Origin of the sequence: Serratia sp. CY52157, from assembly GCF_052168495.1 — a bacterium.
GTDB classification, from domain to species: domain Bacteria; phylum Pseudomonadota; class Gammaproteobacteria; order Enterobacterales; family Enterobacteriaceae; genus Serratia; species Serratia ureilytica.
This window is the reverse complement of the sequence record NZ_JBJNMO010000009.1, coordinates 63048-78511: the sequence shown is the minus strand read 5'-3', so window position 1 is coordinate 78511 and position 15464 is coordinate 63048. Positions and strand designations below refer to the sequence as shown.

Annotated in this window: 13 protein-coding genes; 5 read left to right on the top strand and 8 right to left on the bottom strand. The window is 61.5% G+C overall.

Annotated features, from left to right (window positions below):
- The first annotated feature begins 20 nt into the window (after nucleotides 1-20).
- A complete protein-coding gene (locus ACJ8IP_RS22555) occupies nucleotides 21-614 on the top strand; it encodes a YhgN family NAAT transporter (protein ID WP_025159894.1) in 594 nt (197 codons plus the stop codon).
- Nucleotides 615-644: 30 nt separating this feature from the next.
- Here the strand turns inward: ACJ8IP_RS22555 and gntK are convergent, their stop codons facing one another.
- From gntK to ACJ8IP_RS22535, 4 genes are all read right to left on the bottom strand, one after another.
- Entirely contained in the window at nucleotides 645-1172 is a 528-nt protein-coding gene (gene gntK, locus ACJ8IP_RS22550; protein WP_046687937.1) for a gluconokinase, read from the bottom strand.
- 101 nt (nucleotides 1173-1273) lie between these two features.
- A complete protein-coding gene (gene gntT / locus ACJ8IP_RS22545; RefSeq protein ID WP_004930830.1) occupies nucleotides 1274-2590 on the bottom strand; it encodes a gluconate transporter in 1317 nt (438 codons plus the stop codon).
- 340 nt (nucleotides 2591-2930) lie between these two features.
- Nucleotides 2931-3926, bottom strand: a complete 996-nt coding sequence (gene gntR, locus ACJ8IP_RS22540) for a gluconate operon transcriptional repressor GntR (protein WP_004930833.1) — start codon at nucleotides 3924-3926, stop codon at nucleotides 2931-2933.
- Between the two features lie 294 nt (nucleotides 3927-4220).
- Complete coding sequence (locus ACJ8IP_RS22535) at nucleotides 4221-4916, bottom strand: pirin family protein (protein WP_033651758.1); 696 nt, start codon at nucleotides 4914-4916, stop codon at nucleotides 4221-4223.
- A gap of 389 nt (nucleotides 4917-5305) precedes the next feature.
- Between ACJ8IP_RS22535 and ACJ8IP_RS22530 the strand changes: the two genes are divergently transcribed.
- Entirely contained in the window at nucleotides 5306-5821 is a 516-nt protein-coding gene (locus ACJ8IP_RS22530; protein WP_033651759.1) for a GNAT family N-acetyltransferase, read from the top strand.
- Nucleotides 5814-6995: a P1 family peptidase gene (locus tag ACJ8IP_RS22525; RefSeq protein ID WP_047026503.1), complete on the top strand. Its 1182-nt coding sequence runs from the start codon at nucleotides 5814-5816 to the stop codon at nucleotides 6993-6995. The genes ACJ8IP_RS22530 and ACJ8IP_RS22525 overlap by 8 nt, the downstream gene beginning before the upstream one ends.
- Nucleotides 6996-7055: 60 nt before the next feature.
- On the opposite strand, the gene iolE is transcribed toward ACJ8IP_RS22525, so the two are convergent.
- From iolE to iolD, 4 genes are read right to left on the bottom strand one after another with little or no spacing between them, the layout of a single operon-like run.
- Entirely contained in the window at nucleotides 7056-7952 is an 897-nt protein-coding gene (iolE, locus tag ACJ8IP_RS22520) for a myo-inosose-2 dehydratase (RefSeq protein ID WP_033645315.1), read from the bottom strand.
- 59 nt (nucleotides 7953-8011) lie between these two features.
- On the bottom strand, nucleotides 8012-8896 hold the full coding sequence (locus ACJ8IP_RS22515; protein ID WP_033645316.1) for a sugar phosphate isomerase/epimerase family protein: 885 nt from the start codon (nucleotides 8894-8896) through the stop codon (nucleotides 8012-8014).
- Between the two features lie 31 nt (nucleotides 8897-8927).
- A complete protein-coding gene (locus ACJ8IP_RS22510) occupies nucleotides 8928-9950 on the bottom strand; it encodes a Gfo/Idh/MocA family protein (RefSeq protein ID WP_240290100.1) in 1023 nt (340 codons plus the stop codon).
- 41 nt (nucleotides 9951-9991) lie between these two features.
- Nucleotides 9992-11932 carry a 3D-(3,5/4)-trihydroxycyclohexane-1,2-dione acylhydrolase (decyclizing) gene (gene iolD, locus ACJ8IP_RS22505; RefSeq protein WP_240290101.1) on the bottom strand — a complete coding sequence of 647 codons (1941 nt, stop codon included), beginning with the start codon at nucleotides 11930-11932 and terminating at the stop codon, nucleotides 9992-9994.
- A 546-nt stretch (nucleotides 11933-12478) separates the two neighbouring features.
- Here iolD and ACJ8IP_RS22500 point away from each other — a divergent pair.
- Together ACJ8IP_RS22500 and ACJ8IP_RS22495 are read left to right on the top strand one after the other, a co-directional pair.
- A complete protein-coding gene (locus ACJ8IP_RS22500) occupies nucleotides 12479-14410 on the top strand; it encodes a bifunctional 5-dehydro-2-deoxygluconokinase/5-dehydro-2-deoxyphosphogluconate aldolase (RefSeq protein ID WP_197750114.1) in 1932 nt (643 codons plus the stop codon).
- Nucleotides 14411-14613: 203 nt separating this feature from the next.
- On the top strand, nucleotides 14614-15450 hold the full coding sequence (locus ACJ8IP_RS22495; protein WP_004930856.1) for a MurR/RpiR family transcriptional regulator: 837 nt from the start codon (nucleotides 14614-14616) through the stop codon (nucleotides 15448-15450).
- Nucleotides 15451-15464 lie beyond the last annotated feature (14 nt).

Below are 15464 nucleotides of genomic sequence, written 5' to 3'. Positions count from 1 at the left end.
TTCCCGATCACGAGGTCACCATGACAGAGATGATTTCCGCTACGGTATTGCTGTTTTTAATTATGGATCCGCTGGGCAACCTGCCGATTTTCATGTCGGTGCTCAAACACCTGGAACCGCGCCGCCGCCGCGTGGTGTTGATTCGCGAGCTGCTGATCGCCCTGCTGCTGATGCTGATCTTCCTGTTCGCCGGCGAGAAAATTCTGGCGTTCCTCAACCTGCGCACCGAAACCGTCTCCATTTCCGGCGGCATCATCCTGTTTCTGATCGCCATCAAGATGATTTTCCCCTCGCAGGAAGGAAACAGCTCCGGGCTGTCCGCCGGCGAGGAGCCGTTCCTGGTGCCGCTGGCGATCCCGCTGGTGGCCGGGCCGTCGATTCTGGCTGCATTGATGCTGCTGTCGCACCAGTATCCGCATCAGCTGCCCCATCTGGTGGCGGCGCTGTTGATCGCCTGGGGCCTCTCTGCGGCCATTTTGCTGATGTCGAACCTGTTCCTGCGCCTGCTGGGCAGCAAAGGCGTCAGCGCGCTGGAGCGGTTGATGGGGCTGATTCTGGTGATGCTGTCGACCCAGATGTTCCTGGACGGCGTGCGGGCTTACATGAAGCTGTAGGCGCCTGGCGGCGCCGACAACGGCCCGCGCTCAGCGGGCGGTAACGCGGCGAATATAGGCGAGCGTATCGGCGACCACGCCGTCCAGCGGCTGGTTGATGTCGATCGCTTGCACATCCGGCTCCTGCTCGCCCGGCTCTTCCAACGTGGCGAACTGCGAAACCAGCATCTGCGGTTTGAAGAAGTGACCTTTGCGCTGCTTCAGGCGCTCCTCGATCACCGCCTTGTCGCCTTTCAGGTAGAGGAAATGCAGGTTGCTATTCCCTTCGCGCAGGCGGTCGCGATAGCTTTTCTTCAGCGCCGAGCAGACCAGCAGCGACACGGGATTGGTGCGTTGCATGGCGAAGATGGCGTCGTTCAAGGCCGCCAGCCACGGGGCACGATCGTTGTCGTCCAGCGCATGCCCGGCAGCCATCTTGTTGATGTTGGCGCGCGGATGCAGATAATCGCCGTCCAGCATGGCGGCATCGGCCTCGCGGGCGACGGCGCTGGCTACGGCGGATTTGCCGCTGCCGGACACGCCCATCAGGATAAATACGTGATTCTGCGGATTGCTCATTGTGTCATGCCCTTATGGGAACTGGCGCAAACGCGCCAAATGCGTCCCGACTGATAAAGATACTTTGGAACGCCGACGCCCCGCAGGGCGCCGGATAAAGATTATACGACCGTCGCCAGCAGCAGGCAGCCCACCAGGCCGCACACCGAGATGATGGTTTCCAGCACCGACCAGGATTTGATGGTTTCCATGATGCTCAGGTTGAAGTACTCCTTGAACAGCCAGAAACCCGGATCGTTGACGTGCGAGAAGATAACGCTGCCGGAACCGACCGCAATCACCATCAGCTCAGGGCTGACGCCGGTAGTGGCGATCAGCGGCGCCACGATGCCGCCGGCGGTGATTGCCGCCACGGTGGCGGAACCCAGCGCCAGACGCAGCGCGGCGGCGATCGACCAGGCCATCAGGATCGGCGAAACGTTGCTGCCTTCCATCAGACCGGCGATGTACTTCTCAACGCCGCTGTCCACCAGCACCTGCTTGAAGGCGCCGCCGCCGCCGATGATCAACAGCATCATGGCGATGATTTTAATCGAATCGGTGATGGTGCCCATCACTTCATCCATGGTGCGGCCGCGGTTCAGGCCGAAGGTGAAGATAGCGATCAGCACGGCGATCAGGGTCGCCATCACCGGGTCGCCGAAGAACTCGGCGAAGCGCAGCAGGCTGTGGCCCTTCGGCAGCACCATTTCAGCGACCGCGCGCAGCGCCATCAGGATCACCGGCACCAGCGACGTGGCGACGCTGACGCCAAAGCTCGGCATCTCCGCGTCGGTAAAGGTTTTCGGGTTGTACAGGCCTTCCGGCACCGGCTTGTCGATGCCTTTCAGGAAGCGGGCATAGACCGGGCCGGCCAGGATCACCGTCGGGATCGCCAGCAGCGTGCCGTACAACAGGGTTTTACCCATGTCGGCATGGAAGATGGTGGCGATGGCGGTCGGGCCCGGGTGCGGCGGCAGGAAGCCGTGAGTCACCGACAGCGCGGCGGCCATCGGCACGCCGACGTACAGCAGCGGAATGCGCGCGGAGGCGGCGATGGTGAACACCAGCGGCAGCAACAGCACGAAGCCCACTTCGTAGAACAGCGCGAAGCCGACGGTGAAACCGGTCAGCACCACCGCCCATTGAATGTGTTTTCTGCCGAACTTGTCGATCAGCGTGGTGGCGATGCGCTGTGCGCCGCCGCAGTCCGCCAGCAGCTTGCCGAGCATGGCGCCGAAGCCCATGATCAGCGCCAGGCTGCCCAGCGTGCCGCCCACGCCGGCCTTGATGGAGCCGATGACCTTATCGACCGGCATCCCCTGTGCAATCCCGACCGCCAGAGCAACCAGAACCAGAGAGATAAAGCCGTTCAGCTTGAAGCGGATCATCAGCAGCAGCAGCAGCGCTACGCCGCCTGCAACAATCACTAATGGCATAGTTTTTCTCCAACCTTTTATCGCGACTCTCTTTACGATAGGCGTAAAGCGTGCGGTTGTTTTATTTTTAGGCTCTTTCCCGGTGTTTAAGAAGAGCTGTAGGTGTTGTTGATTCAGAGGTTCAGTCTTGCAGCAAGATGACCGCCCACTCGTTGTTACCGGTATCATGATACCGGTAACAACATAAGCCTCGGAACCGGGTAAGCGGCTAAAATTCGCGTTCTGGGACAGAGATCAAACTTATGTCGGCAACGAGCGGCGGGCTTACAGGCGGGATAACCAGCGCGCCTCAGGGCGCGCTGCAAAAAGAAAGGGTGTTAAAACAGAACGTTAAAATGGCTCAGATGCTGCCGCCGGGGATCACGGTGAAACCGACGTCCACCATGCGCGGACACACCGTTTCCCCGCGCAGCCGGGCCAGCAGGCGCTCGGCGCCGATCTGCCCCATGCGCTCGCGCGGGGTCAGCACGCTGGCCAGCTTCGGCACCATCACCTGACCGATGTCATGGCCGTGGAAACCGGCGATCGCCATGTCCTGCGGGATCGACAGCCCCTGTCGCTGGCACTCGAAGGCCGCGCCGATCGCCAGGTCATCGTTGGTGCAGAAGATACTGTCGATCTGCGGATAATCGCGCTGCGCCTGGCGCAGCAGCTCGCCGCCGGCGGAATAGGAGGAAGAACGCGCGGTCATGATGCTGTACGGCTCCAGGCCGGATTCACGCATCGCCTGCTCATACCCCTGTTGTTTGATGATAGTACGTTCATCCTGACGGGCGCCGAAGTAGACCACGTGACGGTGGCCGTGCGCGATGATTTGCTGCGTCATCTGGCGCGCCGCCTCGAAGTTGTTGAAGCCCACCGCCAGATCGATGCACGGCGAGACGCAGTCCATCAGCTCTACCACCGGAATGCCCGCCACCTCGATCATCTTCAGGGTGCGCGGCGTGTGGTGGCGCTCGGACAGGATCAAACCGTCGATATTGTAAGACAGCAGCGAGGTCAGACGCTCTTCTTCGCGCTCCGGCAGATAGCCGTAGTGCGCCAGCATGGTCTGGTAGTTGTGCGCGTCGGTCACGCTTTCGATGCCGCGCAGCACTTCGGCGAACACCTGGTTGGTCAGCGACGGCAACAGCACGCCAATCGCCCGGCTGGTGGCGTTGGAGAGAATGTCCGGCGCGCGGTTGGGGATGTAGCCCAGCTCATCCAGCGCGACGGCGATTTTTTGCTGCAGGGCGGCGGAAACCTGGTCGGGATTGCGCAGATAACGGCTCACCGTCATCTTGGTCACGCCCACCTTGTCCGCCACATCCTGGAGTACCGGCCGTTTTTTCTTCATTATCAATGAACTGACTAACCGTGAATGGGCAGTCATTTTAGCAAAAAAAACGGCGCGCCGATATTGTCGGTTATGCGACGGCCAACGCAAAAAGGGCTCACACCGTGAGCCCTTCATACGCAGACAAAGGGGGAAAAAGCGTGGTTTCTCCCCCTTTGTGACGAGCAGCCGAAAATCAATAAATTGATTTTCCTTGTTTTTATATGTTTTGCCGGCGTTAAGTCAGGCAACGTCGGCAGGCGAATCACTCACTTCAAGGGCTCACACCGTGAGCCCTTGATATTTACCGCTTAATCACACCGGCGGCAGATCGAACAGCAGGATTTCGCTCTCTTCGTCGGCCTGAATCGTCAGCGCCGATTCATCCCACACCGCAAACGCGTCGCTGATGCCGGCGGCCTGGCCATTGACCGAGACCTTGCCGCGCACCACCTGGATCCAAATGCGGCGTCCGGCGTCGATCGCGTATTCCGCCTGCTCACCTTTATTCAGCGCCCAACGCGACAGCGTCATGTCCTGGAACACCTTCAGCGAGCCGTCACGCGCATCCGGCGACAGCACCAGCTGACGGCCCTGCGGCGCGTCGAACATGCGCTGTTCGTAGCGCGGCTCCAGCCCGACCTGATCCGGGATGATCCAAATCTGGTACAGGTGCAACGGACGATCCTGATTGGCGTTGTACTCGGAGTGACGCACGCCGGTGCCCGCACTCATGATCTGGAATTCGCCGGCCTGGATCTGCTCCTTGTTGCCCATGCTGTCCTGGTGTTCCACCGTGCCGCTCAGCACGTAGGTCAGGATTTCCATGTCTTTATGCGGGTGGGTACCGAAACCCTGCCCTGCGTCGATCACATCTTCGTTGATCACCCGCAGCGCCGAGAACCCCATAAAGTTCGGATCGTAGTAATCGGCAAATGAGAAGGTGTGCCAGCTATCCAGCCAGCCATGATTGGCGTGGCCGCGGTCTTCCGCTTTACGTACATAAATCATATTCAACTCTCCTCAATGTTTTTTTACAGTCTAGTCCTGCCAGCAGAATAAGAAAGCGTAAAAAACTCATGCCTCTGTTCAAAAATTTCGATGAAATGAAACGGCGGATGGGCAGCGGATTTGTTGAAAGCGGGAACGACTGAAAAATGGCAAAAAAAAAGCCAGCACCCGAGCTGGCTAAGTAAACACTGGAAGCAATGTGAGCAATGTCGTGCCTTCGCAGCGAGAGTATCAAGGGTTGATGCCCTCCCCGGAACGCATCGCAATAATAATCATTATCATTCGCACCTGTAAAGCGTTTTTTTTGACCCGTTTAAATAATATTGACTCAAGGCAGTAAACGGATAAATTCAGAGGTTATTCAACCGGTAAGCGACAGGAGCAGCGAGATGAGCGAGATCGTGATACGCCACGTGGAAACAACGGATGCGCAGGCCCTGCATCATCTTTATTCTCAGACGCCCGTCTACCGCGATACGCTGCAGCTCCCGCTACCGTCCGTCGAGTCCTGGCAGAAGCGCCTCGCCAATCCCGAACCGGGCACGCATAACCTGGCCGCCATCATCGACGGGCAGCTTGCCGGCCAGTTGGTTGTGATGCTGAATCAGCGCGTTCGCCGCCGCCACGTCGCCACCTTCGGCATCGGCGTCGATCCGCGCTACCACGGTAAAGGCGTCGGCAGCCGCCTGATGCAGGCGATGCTCGACCTGTGCGACAACTGGGCGGCCATCGAGCGCATCGAACTGACGGTGTTCACCGATAACCCGGCGGCCATCGCGCTGTACCGCAAATTCGGCTTTGAGATAGAGGGCACCAGCCGCGCCTATGCCATGCGCGACGGCGTGCTGGTCGATGCCTACCATATGGCGCGTCTGCGCTCCGGGCAGCCACGCGCAGATGCGTGATCTCATCCCCCCGCAGGGGCCGCTGCGCCGGCCCCTTAACATCAACCGCCGAACCTTTTTACAAGCGCTGGCCGGCCTGACCGCCGCCGCCGGCATGTTCTCTCCCCTCACCCCATTAGGTGCCGCTATGCCAACTTCCGCCACCGGGCGCCCTGGCGCCCGCAACCTGATTACCGATGTGCCGGGCCTGAAGGTCGGCGTGGCGCAAGACAGCCGGGTGCGCACCGGCGCGACGGTGATCCTGCCGGACAGCCCGGCGATGGCCGCCGTGGACGTGCGCGGCGGCGGCCCCGCCACCCGGGAAACCGACGCCTTGGGCGAAGACAATCTGGTGCAAACCATCGATGCGCTGACGTTCAGCGGCGGTTCAGTTTACGGCCTGGCGGCGGCGGACGGCGTCGCGGCCTGGCTGGGGCAACAGGGCCGAGGCTACGCGCTGCGCCCAGCGCCCGGCGTGCCGGTCTCCCCGATCGTGCCCACCGCCTGCCTGTACGATCTGGCCAACGGCGGTGACAAAAACTGGCAGCTCACGCCGCCGTATCGCCAGTTGGGCATCGACGCGGTCGGCAAGGCTGGATTGGACTTTCCGCTGGGCACCGTCGGCGCCGGCTACGGCGCCATGACCGGCATGGGCAAGCTGAAAGGCGGCCTCGGTTCGGCGTCTATCGTCGCCGCCAACGGCGCTACCGTCGGCGCGCTGGTGGCGGTCAACAGCCTGGGTGCGGTGGTAGCGCCCGGCACCCGCGCCTTCTGGGCGACGCCCTATGAAATTGACGGTGAATTCGGCAACGGCGGCGCGGCGGCGCTGGCGCAACTGCACGCTCAGGGCGAAGACTGGATGGTGCAAGAGCCGCAGGGCGGCAGAAAGAACACCACCCTGGCCTGCATCGCCACCGATCTGGCGCTGACGCGCGTGGAGTTGAAACGGGTGGCCATCATGGCGCAAGACGGCATGGCGCGCGCTATTCGCCCGCTGCACAGCCCGTTTGACGGCGACGTGGTGTTCGCCCTGTCCACCGGGCGGCGCGAGGTACAGGGCAGCCGCGAACTGGCGGTGCTGCAGATCGGCGCGCTGGCGGCGGACACCCTGGCTCGGGCGATCGCCCGGGGCGTGTATGCCGCCACGCCGTGGCCGGGCAGCCAGGTTGCCACCTGGCGAACGCTCGGCGGCTAACGCGCCGCCATCAAAAAGGGGCGCTGGCGGCGCCCCTCGAGTTTTATTGCCCCTTACCGCTTAAATGCCGGCGGTTTCCCGAATATAGCGGCGCGCTTTCACCGCATACTCGAACGGGTTGGCCAGCGCCGGATCCTGCTCGGCCTCCACCACCATCCATCCCTTGTAACCGCGCTCGTCCAGCAGCTTGAACACCGGCCTGAAGTCGATCACGCCATCACCCGGCACGGTAAAGGTGCCCTTCTTCACGCCGTCGAGGAAGCTCAGCTTGTTGGCCTTCACTTCCGCCACCACCTCATCGCGCACGTCCTTCAGATGGACGTGGTTGATGCGCGGCAGATACTTCTCCAGGATCGCCATCATCGCCTGCTGGCTGCCTTCCGAATAGTAGGCGTGGCCGGTATCGAACAGCAGGTAGACGTCGTCGTTGACCATGCTCATGTAGCGATCGATTTCGGCGGTGGTCTGAATGCCGGTGCCCATGTGGTGGTGCAGACACACCTGCATGCCTTTGCCGGCGGCGATCTTCGCCAGCTCGTTGTAACCGTCGGCCACCCGCCGCCACTCTTCATCGCTGAAGTACGGCTTCTCTTCGAACACCCCTTTGGTGGTGCCCTGAATGCTCTTGCTCTGTTCGGAACAGCCGATCACCCTGGCGCCCATGGCATGCAGGAAATTCATGTGGTTGATAAATTCATCGATGGTTTTGTCTTTCTGACCATCGGCGAAAAAGGTGCTGAACCAGGCGTTGCAGATCTGGATGCCGCGAATATCCAGCATCGGCTTCAGCACCGCCGGATCGCGCGGATATTTGCTGCCCACTTCGCTGCCGGTGAAACCGGCCAGCGCCATTTCGCTGACGCACTGCTGAAAGGTGTTTTCCTTGCCCAGATCGGGCATGTCGTCGTTGGTCCAGCCGATCGGCGCAATGGCCAATTTCACGTTGTCTTTATTCATGGTCTGCCTCGGTCCTTGGAGGGCCGCCGGTGCAAACGCCGCCGGCGAGCCGAATAAGATTAGTTGCCCAACAGCTCTCTTTCGATGCGCTCTCTGGTCGCCACCGCCTGGCTCGGCATCTTTTCCGGATAGCCGAACAGCGAGGTGCAGATGATCGATTCGCCGCCGACCTTGAAGCTGCGGTTGGCGAATTCCATGTCGCGCAGCGTCTGGAACAGGGCATCGAAATTCACCTCGCCTTCGCCGATGCCGACATGCTGGTGCACCGCGGCGTCAACGCCCGGCGGGTTGACGATATAGCGGCAGTGCTTGGTGTGATTCATGGTGTCGGCGATCAGCACGTGGGAAAGATCGTCCCCGGCGTACTTCAGCATGCCGGCCACGTCGCCCTGACCCTTGTCGTAGTAGAAGGTGTGCGGCACGCTGTAGAGGTATTTGACGTGGTCGCTGCGCAGCGATTTCACCAGATCGGCGGTTTCGTTGCTCAGCTCACAGAAGTCCCACGGATGCGACTGGATCTCCATACGGATGCCCTCACGCTCGACGATCGGCAGCAGCTCCTCCATCGAGCGATACCACAGCTCCTCGCAGATCTCCGGCTCGTTGGGGTTACCGGCCAACTCGGTGTTGATCACCTGCACGCCCATCTCCACCGCGATTTCGATCATCCGTCGCCAGTTTTTGACCGCCGCCTGGCGGCGATCTTCCCCCGGCCCGGACCAGCGATACACCACGATAAATGAGGATATTTCCACGCCGGTCGCTTTCAGGGCGTTTTTATACTCCGCCATGATTTCGCGGCTGGCCTTCGGATGCTTGTAAAACGGGTTGATCTGCGGGTGCGGCGACTGCTCGATGTACTTATAGCCCCAGTCCGCCACCTGCTGAACCATTTTGGTCACGCCCAAATCCCGGATAACGTCGACATCAAAAGCGATCTTCATGGTCACTCCTCTGCAATCGTGGGTACGGGGTTCAAGCCGATGGCTTGTTGTAAAACGCCGGGCGCGCCGGCAGGGTCACCGGTACGATCTCGCCGCTGAGCTGGGCCGCCACGCAGGCGTCGGCGGTCACGGCGGCGGCGTAGCCGTCCCAGGCAGAAGGCCCGGTCAGTTGGCCCGCGGCCACGTCGTTGATGAACCCCTGCAGCTCGACGTCATAGGCGTCGATAAAGCGATCCTTCCAGTCGATCAGGATTTCGGTCGACAGGCGGGCGCCGCTACGCAGCTGCACCGAGGACGGCTCCGGCAGTTTGGCGATGCCGGTTTCCCCCACCACTTCACACTGAATGTCGTAGCCGTACTGACAGTTGACGAAAATCTCGACGTCGATGCGCGTGCCTTTGGCGGTTTCGAACAGCACAATCTGCGGATCTTTCAGATGCGGGAACGCCTTCGGGCTCTTGCGCGGGAACACCACCTGCACCGACACATAGTCGTCGTCGAGCAGCCAGCGCAGCACGTCGATTTCGTGGATCAGGGTGTCGGTGATCGCCATATCGGTGGTGTAAGCCTCGCCGACCGTCGGGTTGCGGTGCGCACAGTGCAACATCAGCGGTTCGCCGATCTGGCCGCTGGTCAGCACCTGTTTCAGCGCGCGATAGCCCTGGTCATAGGGGCGCATAAAACCGACCTGCACCAGCCGCTTGCCGTACTTCGCTTCGGCATCGACGATGTTTTTGCAGCCCTGCGCGGTCACCGCCAGCGGTTTCTCGCAGAACACCGGTTTGCCGGCGGCGATGGCCGCCAGCACGAATTCTTCGTGGCTCGGCCCCCAGGAGGTGACCAGCACCGCCTGCACGTCGGCGGCCTTGATCAGATCGTGGCCGCTGTCATACACCCGCGCATCCAGCTGCAGATCGTTCACCGCCTTGGCGGCGTTGTCGCGATTGATGTCGTTCACCGCCACGACGCGGGCGCCCTGCAAAACTTTGCTGCAGCGACGGATATGATCGCGGCCGATGGCACCGGTGCCGATAACCCCAATGTTCAAAGTCATTTTCGCTACCCTCTGGAAAGTGTGTTGTGTTCGAAAACGAATCAGTAATCGCGCGCCTTATCGATGTTTTCCTGCAGCTTGCGCGCCACTGCGACGATTTTCTCGCTGTCGGCCACCTGAGCGCCGCCCACGCGCCACCAGCTGAGGTACTTGTGCACCATGGTCTTCGGCAGCACTTTGATGTCGAGCAGCGTGGACACGGTTTGCCTGCGGGCGTCGGCCAGCGCGTCGAGCAGCTGCTGCTCGGTGGTGACGCGATAGGTTTTGCAGCCGTAAGCCGCCGCCAGCATGGCGAAATCGACCGGCACCAGTTTGCCGTCGAGCTTGCCGCCCTCTGGATTACGGAAGCGGAATTCGGTGGTGTAACTGTCCATGCCGTGTTCCATCTGCAGGTTGTTGATGCAGCCGTTGGTCATGTTGTCAAACAGCACCACGTTGATCTTGCAGCCTTCCTGAATCGAAGTGACCAGCTCGGAATGGAGCATCATGAAGGCGCCGTCGCCCACCATCGCGTACACCTCGCGCTGCGGCTCGGCCAGCTTGACCCCCAATGCGGCGTTCACCTCGTACCCCATGCAGGAGTAGCCGTATTCCACGTGGTAACCGTGCTCGCCATGGTTGTGCCACACCCGTTGCAGGTCGCCCGGCAGGCTGCCGGCGGCGGCGACAATCACGCTGTCCGGCGGCAGCTCGCGGTTCAGCACCCCCAGCACCCGGCTTTGCGTCATCGCCGAGTCGGTCTGAGCGATAAATTCGGCGAACACCCGTTCGCGATCGAGGTGATCGTCTATTTCCGGCACAAAGCCTGCGCCGCTGTATTCCACCGCGTAAACCCGCTCGGTCTCTTCACGCTGGGCGCCGCGCGCCGCGGCGATGGCGTCGCCCCAGCCGGCGCGATAATCAGCCTGCGCCAGCAGCGCGCCCAGTTCGCTCAGGCCCTCGCGGGCGTCCGCCAGCACCTGCACGCCGTCGAGCTTGCCGGCGTCAAAGGCGCTGACATTGATATTGAGGAAGCTGACGTCCGGATGTTGGAACAGCCATTTGGACGAGGTGGTGAAATCGGTGTAACGGGTGCCGACGCCAATCACCAGATCGGCCTGTCGGGCCAGCGTGTTGGCCGCCAGACAGCCGGTTTCGCCGATGCCGCCGAGGTTGAATTCATGATCGCTCGGCACCGCGCCTTTGCCGGCCTGGGTTTCGGCGAACGGAATGCCGAAGCGCTCGGCGAATTCGCGCAGCGCCCGCCCGGCCTGCGAGTACTTCACGCCGCCGCCGCACACCAGCAGCGGTTTGCGTTTGGCCGTCAGCAGCGCCAAGGCGTCCGCCAACACGCCATCGGTCGCCGGGCGGCGATCGAGCCGGTGCACGCGTTTTTGGAAGAAATAGTCGGGGTAGTCGTAGGCTTCCCCCTGCACGTCCTGCGGCAGACACAGCGTCACCGCGCCGGTTTCCGCCGGATCGGTCAGCACGCGCATCGCGTTGATGCAGGCGCTCATCAGCTGTTCCGGCCGCACGATGCGGTCCCAGTACTTGCTCACCGCGCGGAACGCGTCGTTGGTGCTGATGCTGAGATCGTAAGACTGTTCGATTTGCTGCAGCACCGGATCCGGCTGGCGGGAAGCGTAAACGTCGCCCGGCAGCAGCAATAAAGGGATGCGGTTGGCGGTGGCGGTAGCCGCGGCGGTGATCATATTGGCGGCGCCGGGGCCGACCGAGGAGGTGCAGGCGTAAATCTGCCGGCGCAATTTCTGCTTGGCGAAGCCGATCGCCGCGTGGGCCATCCCCTGTTCGTTACGGCCCTGGTGCACCCGCAGATCGCCACTATCCTGTTCCAGCGCTTGCCCCAGCCCCAGTACGTTGCCGTGGCCGAAAATCGCGAAAATGCCCGCGACGAATTTGGTTTCCACCCCGTCGACCAGCAGATACTGGTTATCGAGAAATCTGACGAGCGCCTGCGCCATGGTTAGCCTGATCTTGCCCATTTACTCACCCTTTAGATTGAGGGCCGCCCCGGAAAGGGCTCGCGCCGAGCCGACAATCCCGTGTTTGTGTTACGCGGCGGCAGCTATTATCTTGAGCAGGCGATGCCCGCTGCTCACGAAGTCGACAACCTGAAACGTGAAGCGATTATAAACAAATATATTTTTCATAAAATCAAATTACAGAAGAAACATTTCATTTTGCGATAAAGATCGCATATTAGATGAAAAGCCCGTTTCATCTCGTGGTTTGGCCTTTACCGGCTTAGCGCCGCGCACCGGCCGGGGAATGCCATCAGCACGCAGGGCGACCGTCTTTCATCCTGCCCCGGCGCCTCTTTGCCGCACGCCCTCCGCCACCCTCTCATGGCGACTTAATCCGCTTTTTCCGCTCCTCCGTCGATGTTTTAAACGCATCACATTTTTGGGGTGTAAATTTCATTCCATATTGAAATTGAAATTTTCATTCCCCATACTGTTCCCATGCTTCCTGCAAGGCGCCACGCTCGGGCCGCCGCCGGAGTTTTGCTTAAACAGAAGGAAACGGGTATGGCTACACAAGAAAAACAGCTTGATGTCATTTGTCTCGGGCGCATCGCCGTCGATTTCTATGCTCAGCAGATCGGCGCGCGTCTGGAAGACGCCGGCACATTCGCCAAATACCTCGGCGGCTCTTCCGGCAACGTGGCCTACGGCACCGCCATTCAGGGGTTGAAATCCGGCATGCTGGCCCGCGTCGGCGATGAACACATGGGCCGCTTTCTGCGTGAAGAGCTGCAGCGCGTCGGGGCCGATACCCGCTGTCTGATCACCGACAAACATCGGTTAACCGGCCTGGTGATCCTCGGCATCAAGGATCAGGAAACCTTCCCGCTGATCTTCTACCGCGAAAACTGCGCGGACATGGCGCTGACGCCGGACGACATCGACGAAACCTACATCGCCAGCGCGCGCGCGCTGGCCATCACCGGCACGCACCTGTCGCACCCGAACACCCGCGCCGCCGTGTTGAAGGCGCTGGAATACGCGCGCCGCCACGGTTTGCGCACCGCGCTCGACATCGATTATCGCCCGGTGCTGTGGGGGCTGACGTCGCTGGGCGACGGCGAAACCCGCTTTGTGGAATCGGCACAGGTGACCCGCGAGCTGCAGGAAGTGCTGCACCAATTCGATCTGATCGTCGGCACCGAAGAGGAATTTCATATCGCCGGCGGCAGCACCGATACGCTGACGGCGCTGAAAAACGTGCGCCGGACGACCGCGGCCACGCTGGTGTGCAAGCGCGGCGCGCAGGGCTGCTCGGTGTTCGAAGATGACATCGCCGACGACTGGGCGCAGGTGAAGCTGCACGCCGGCGTGCGGGTGGAGGTGCTGAACGTGCTGGGGGCCGGCGACGCCTTTATGTCCGGTCTGCTGCGCGGCTATCTGAACGATGAGGGTTGGGATCAGGCCTGCCGCTACGCCAACGCCTGCGGCGCATTGGTGGTCTCGCGCCACGGCTGCGCGCCGGCCATGCCGACCAAACGGGAGCTGGACGACTACCTGCAGCGTGAACAACAGGTCACGCGCCCGGACCGCGACGCGCGCCTGAACCACCTGCACCGGGTCACCACCCGCAAGCAACAGTGGCCGGAACTGTGCGTGTTCGCCTTCGATCACCGCAAGCAGCTGGCGGACATGGCGCGCGAAGCCGGCGTCGGCGAGGAACGCATCCCGCGTCTGAAGACCCTGCTGCTCACTGCGGCGCAACAAGCTGCCGCGCAGGCCGGGCTCAACGGCAACAGCGGCATTCTGGCCGACACCACCTACGGGCAGGCGGCGCTGAACGAGATCACCGGCCAGGGATGGTGGATCGGCCGGCCGGTGGAGCTGCCCAGCTCGCGCCCGCTGCGCCTGGAGCACGGCAATATCGGCTCGCAATTGATCGACTGGCCGCAGGAGCACGTGGTGAAGTGCCTGGTGTTTTATCACCCGCACGACGCGGCGGAACTGCGCCGCGAACAGGATGCGCTGATCGCCGACGTCTACCGCGGCTGCTGCAAATCCGGTCACGAACTGCTGCTGGAGGTGATCCTGCCGGACAGCAACGCCGACAAGGACGAGCGCTATTACCTGGAGATGATTGAACACTTCTACCACATGGGCATTCAGCCGGACTGGTGGAAACTGCCGCCGCTGAGCGCGGAAAACTGGCAGCGGGTCGGCGCGCTGATCGACGCCTGCGATCCCGACTGCCGCGGCGTGCTGATCCTGGGGCTCGACTCCCCGGAGGCGGTGCTGAAGGCGGGCTTTGCCGCCGCCGCGGATGCCCGCTGGGTGAAAGGCTTCGCCGTCGGCCGCACCATTTTCGGCCAACCTTCGCGCCGCTGGCTACAGGGGGAAATCGACGACGCGGCCCTGATCGAGCAGGTGAAACAAAAATACCTGACGCTGATCGGTTTCTGGCGCCAGTACCGTCCGCAGGCGGGCGGCGCGCACTGACAGCGACAGCAGGTTCACGTCCCCTTAAGGCCATTTCGCCGCTTTAAGGGGATTTTTTTGCCCATTTTCTGTGAAGTCGCGCAATGTGCGATCGAATAAATCGCTTTTTGAGGAAATGAAATTTCCGCTCCGTCTGTTAAAATACCCTGTCAATATTTCAGGCGTCAGGCCAATGCGCCTTCACCCCACTGCGAGCCGAATGGATGAACAACCCAACTCAACTTTCGCTGTTACAGGACGAGATCCGCCACCGTTATGAAACGCTGAGCAAGCGTTTGAAGCAGGTGGCGCGCTACATTTTGGATAACAGTAACAGCATCGCTTTCGATACCGTTGCCTCCATCGCCGCACAGGCCAGCGTGCCGCCCTCCACGCTGATCCGTTTCGCCAACGCCTTCGGCTTCAGCGGCTTCAACGAAATGAAGCAGGTGTTCCGTCAGCATCTGATGGAAGAGACGGTGAACTATACCGAGCGCGCGCGTCTGTTCCGCCAAACCTCCACCGACGACAACGTCGCGCCGGAGAAACCGGCGGAGATTCTCAACGTATTCACCATGGTCAACGCGCAGGCGCTGCAGCAACTGGCGATGCAAATCGCCCCCGAGCAGCTGGATCGCGCCGTCGAGCTGCTCAACAACGCCGAAAACATCTACGTGATCGGCCTGCGCCGCTCGTTCAGCGTCGCTTCCTACCTCACCTATGCGCTGCGCCATCTGGAGCGCCGCGCGTTTCTGATCGACGGCCTGGGCGGCATGTTTACCGAACAGCTGAGCATGGTGAAACCGAAGGACGTGGTGATCGCCATCAGCTATTCGCCTTACGCCCGCGAGGCGGTGGAACTGGTGGAATTGGGCGCCAAGCGCGGCGCGCAGCAGATCGCCATCACCGACAGCCAGGTCAGCCCGCTGGCCGCCTTCAGCGACGTCTGTTTCGTGGTGCGCGAAGCGCAGGTGGACGGGTTCCGCTCGCAGGTGGCTTCGATGTGCCTGGCGCAGACGCTGGCGGTCTCGCTGGCGCTGAATAACGCCCGGGACGAGTAAGGCTGACAAAAAAG

Coding starts and splice junctions, on each gene's coding strand:
- ACJ8IP_RS22555 (WP_025159894.1), top strand. CDS start 21: ATGACAGAGATGATTTCCGCTACGGTATTGCTGTTTTTAATTATGGAT.
- gntK (WP_046687937.1), bottom strand. CDS start 1,172: ATGAGCAATCCGCAGAATCACGTATTTATCCTGATGGGCGTGTCCGGC.
- gntT (WP_004930830.1), bottom strand. CDS start 2,590: ATGCCATTAGTGATTGTTGCAGGCGGCGTAGCGCTGCTGCTGCTGCTG.
- gntR (WP_004930833.1), bottom strand. CDS start 3,926: ATGAAGAAAAAACGGCCGGTACTCCAGGATGTGGCGGACAAGGTGGGC.
- ACJ8IP_RS22535 (WP_033651758.1), bottom strand. CDS start 4,916: ATGATTTATGTACGTAAAGCGGAAGACCGCGGCCACGCCAATCATGGC.
- ACJ8IP_RS22530 (WP_033651759.1), top strand. CDS start 5,306: ATGAGCGAGATCGTGATACGCCACGTGGAAACAACGGATGCGCAGGCC.
- ACJ8IP_RS22525 (WP_047026503.1), top strand. CDS start 5,814: ATGCGTGATCTCATCCCCCCGCAGGGGCCGCTGCGCCGGCCCCTTAAC.
- iolE (WP_033645315.1), bottom strand. CDS start 7,952: ATGAATAAAGACAACGTGAAATTGGCCATTGCGCCGATCGGCTGGACC.
- ACJ8IP_RS22515 (WP_033645316.1), bottom strand. CDS start 8,896: ATGAAGATCGCTTTTGATGTCGACGTTATCCGGGATTTGGGCGTGACC.
- ACJ8IP_RS22510 (WP_240290100.1), bottom strand. CDS start 9,950: ATGACTTTGAACATTGGGGTTATCGGCACCGGTGCCATCGGCCGCGAT.
- iolD (WP_240290101.1), bottom strand. CDS start 11,932: ATGGGCAAGATCAGGCTAACCATGGCGCAGGCGCTCGTCAGATTTCTC.
- ACJ8IP_RS22500 (WP_197750114.1), top strand. CDS start 12,479: ATGGCTACACAAGAAAAACAGCTTGATGTCATTTGTCTCGGGCGCATC.
- ACJ8IP_RS22495 (WP_004930856.1), top strand. CDS start 14,614: ATGAACAACCCAACTCAACTTTCGCTGTTACAGGACGAGATCCGCCAC.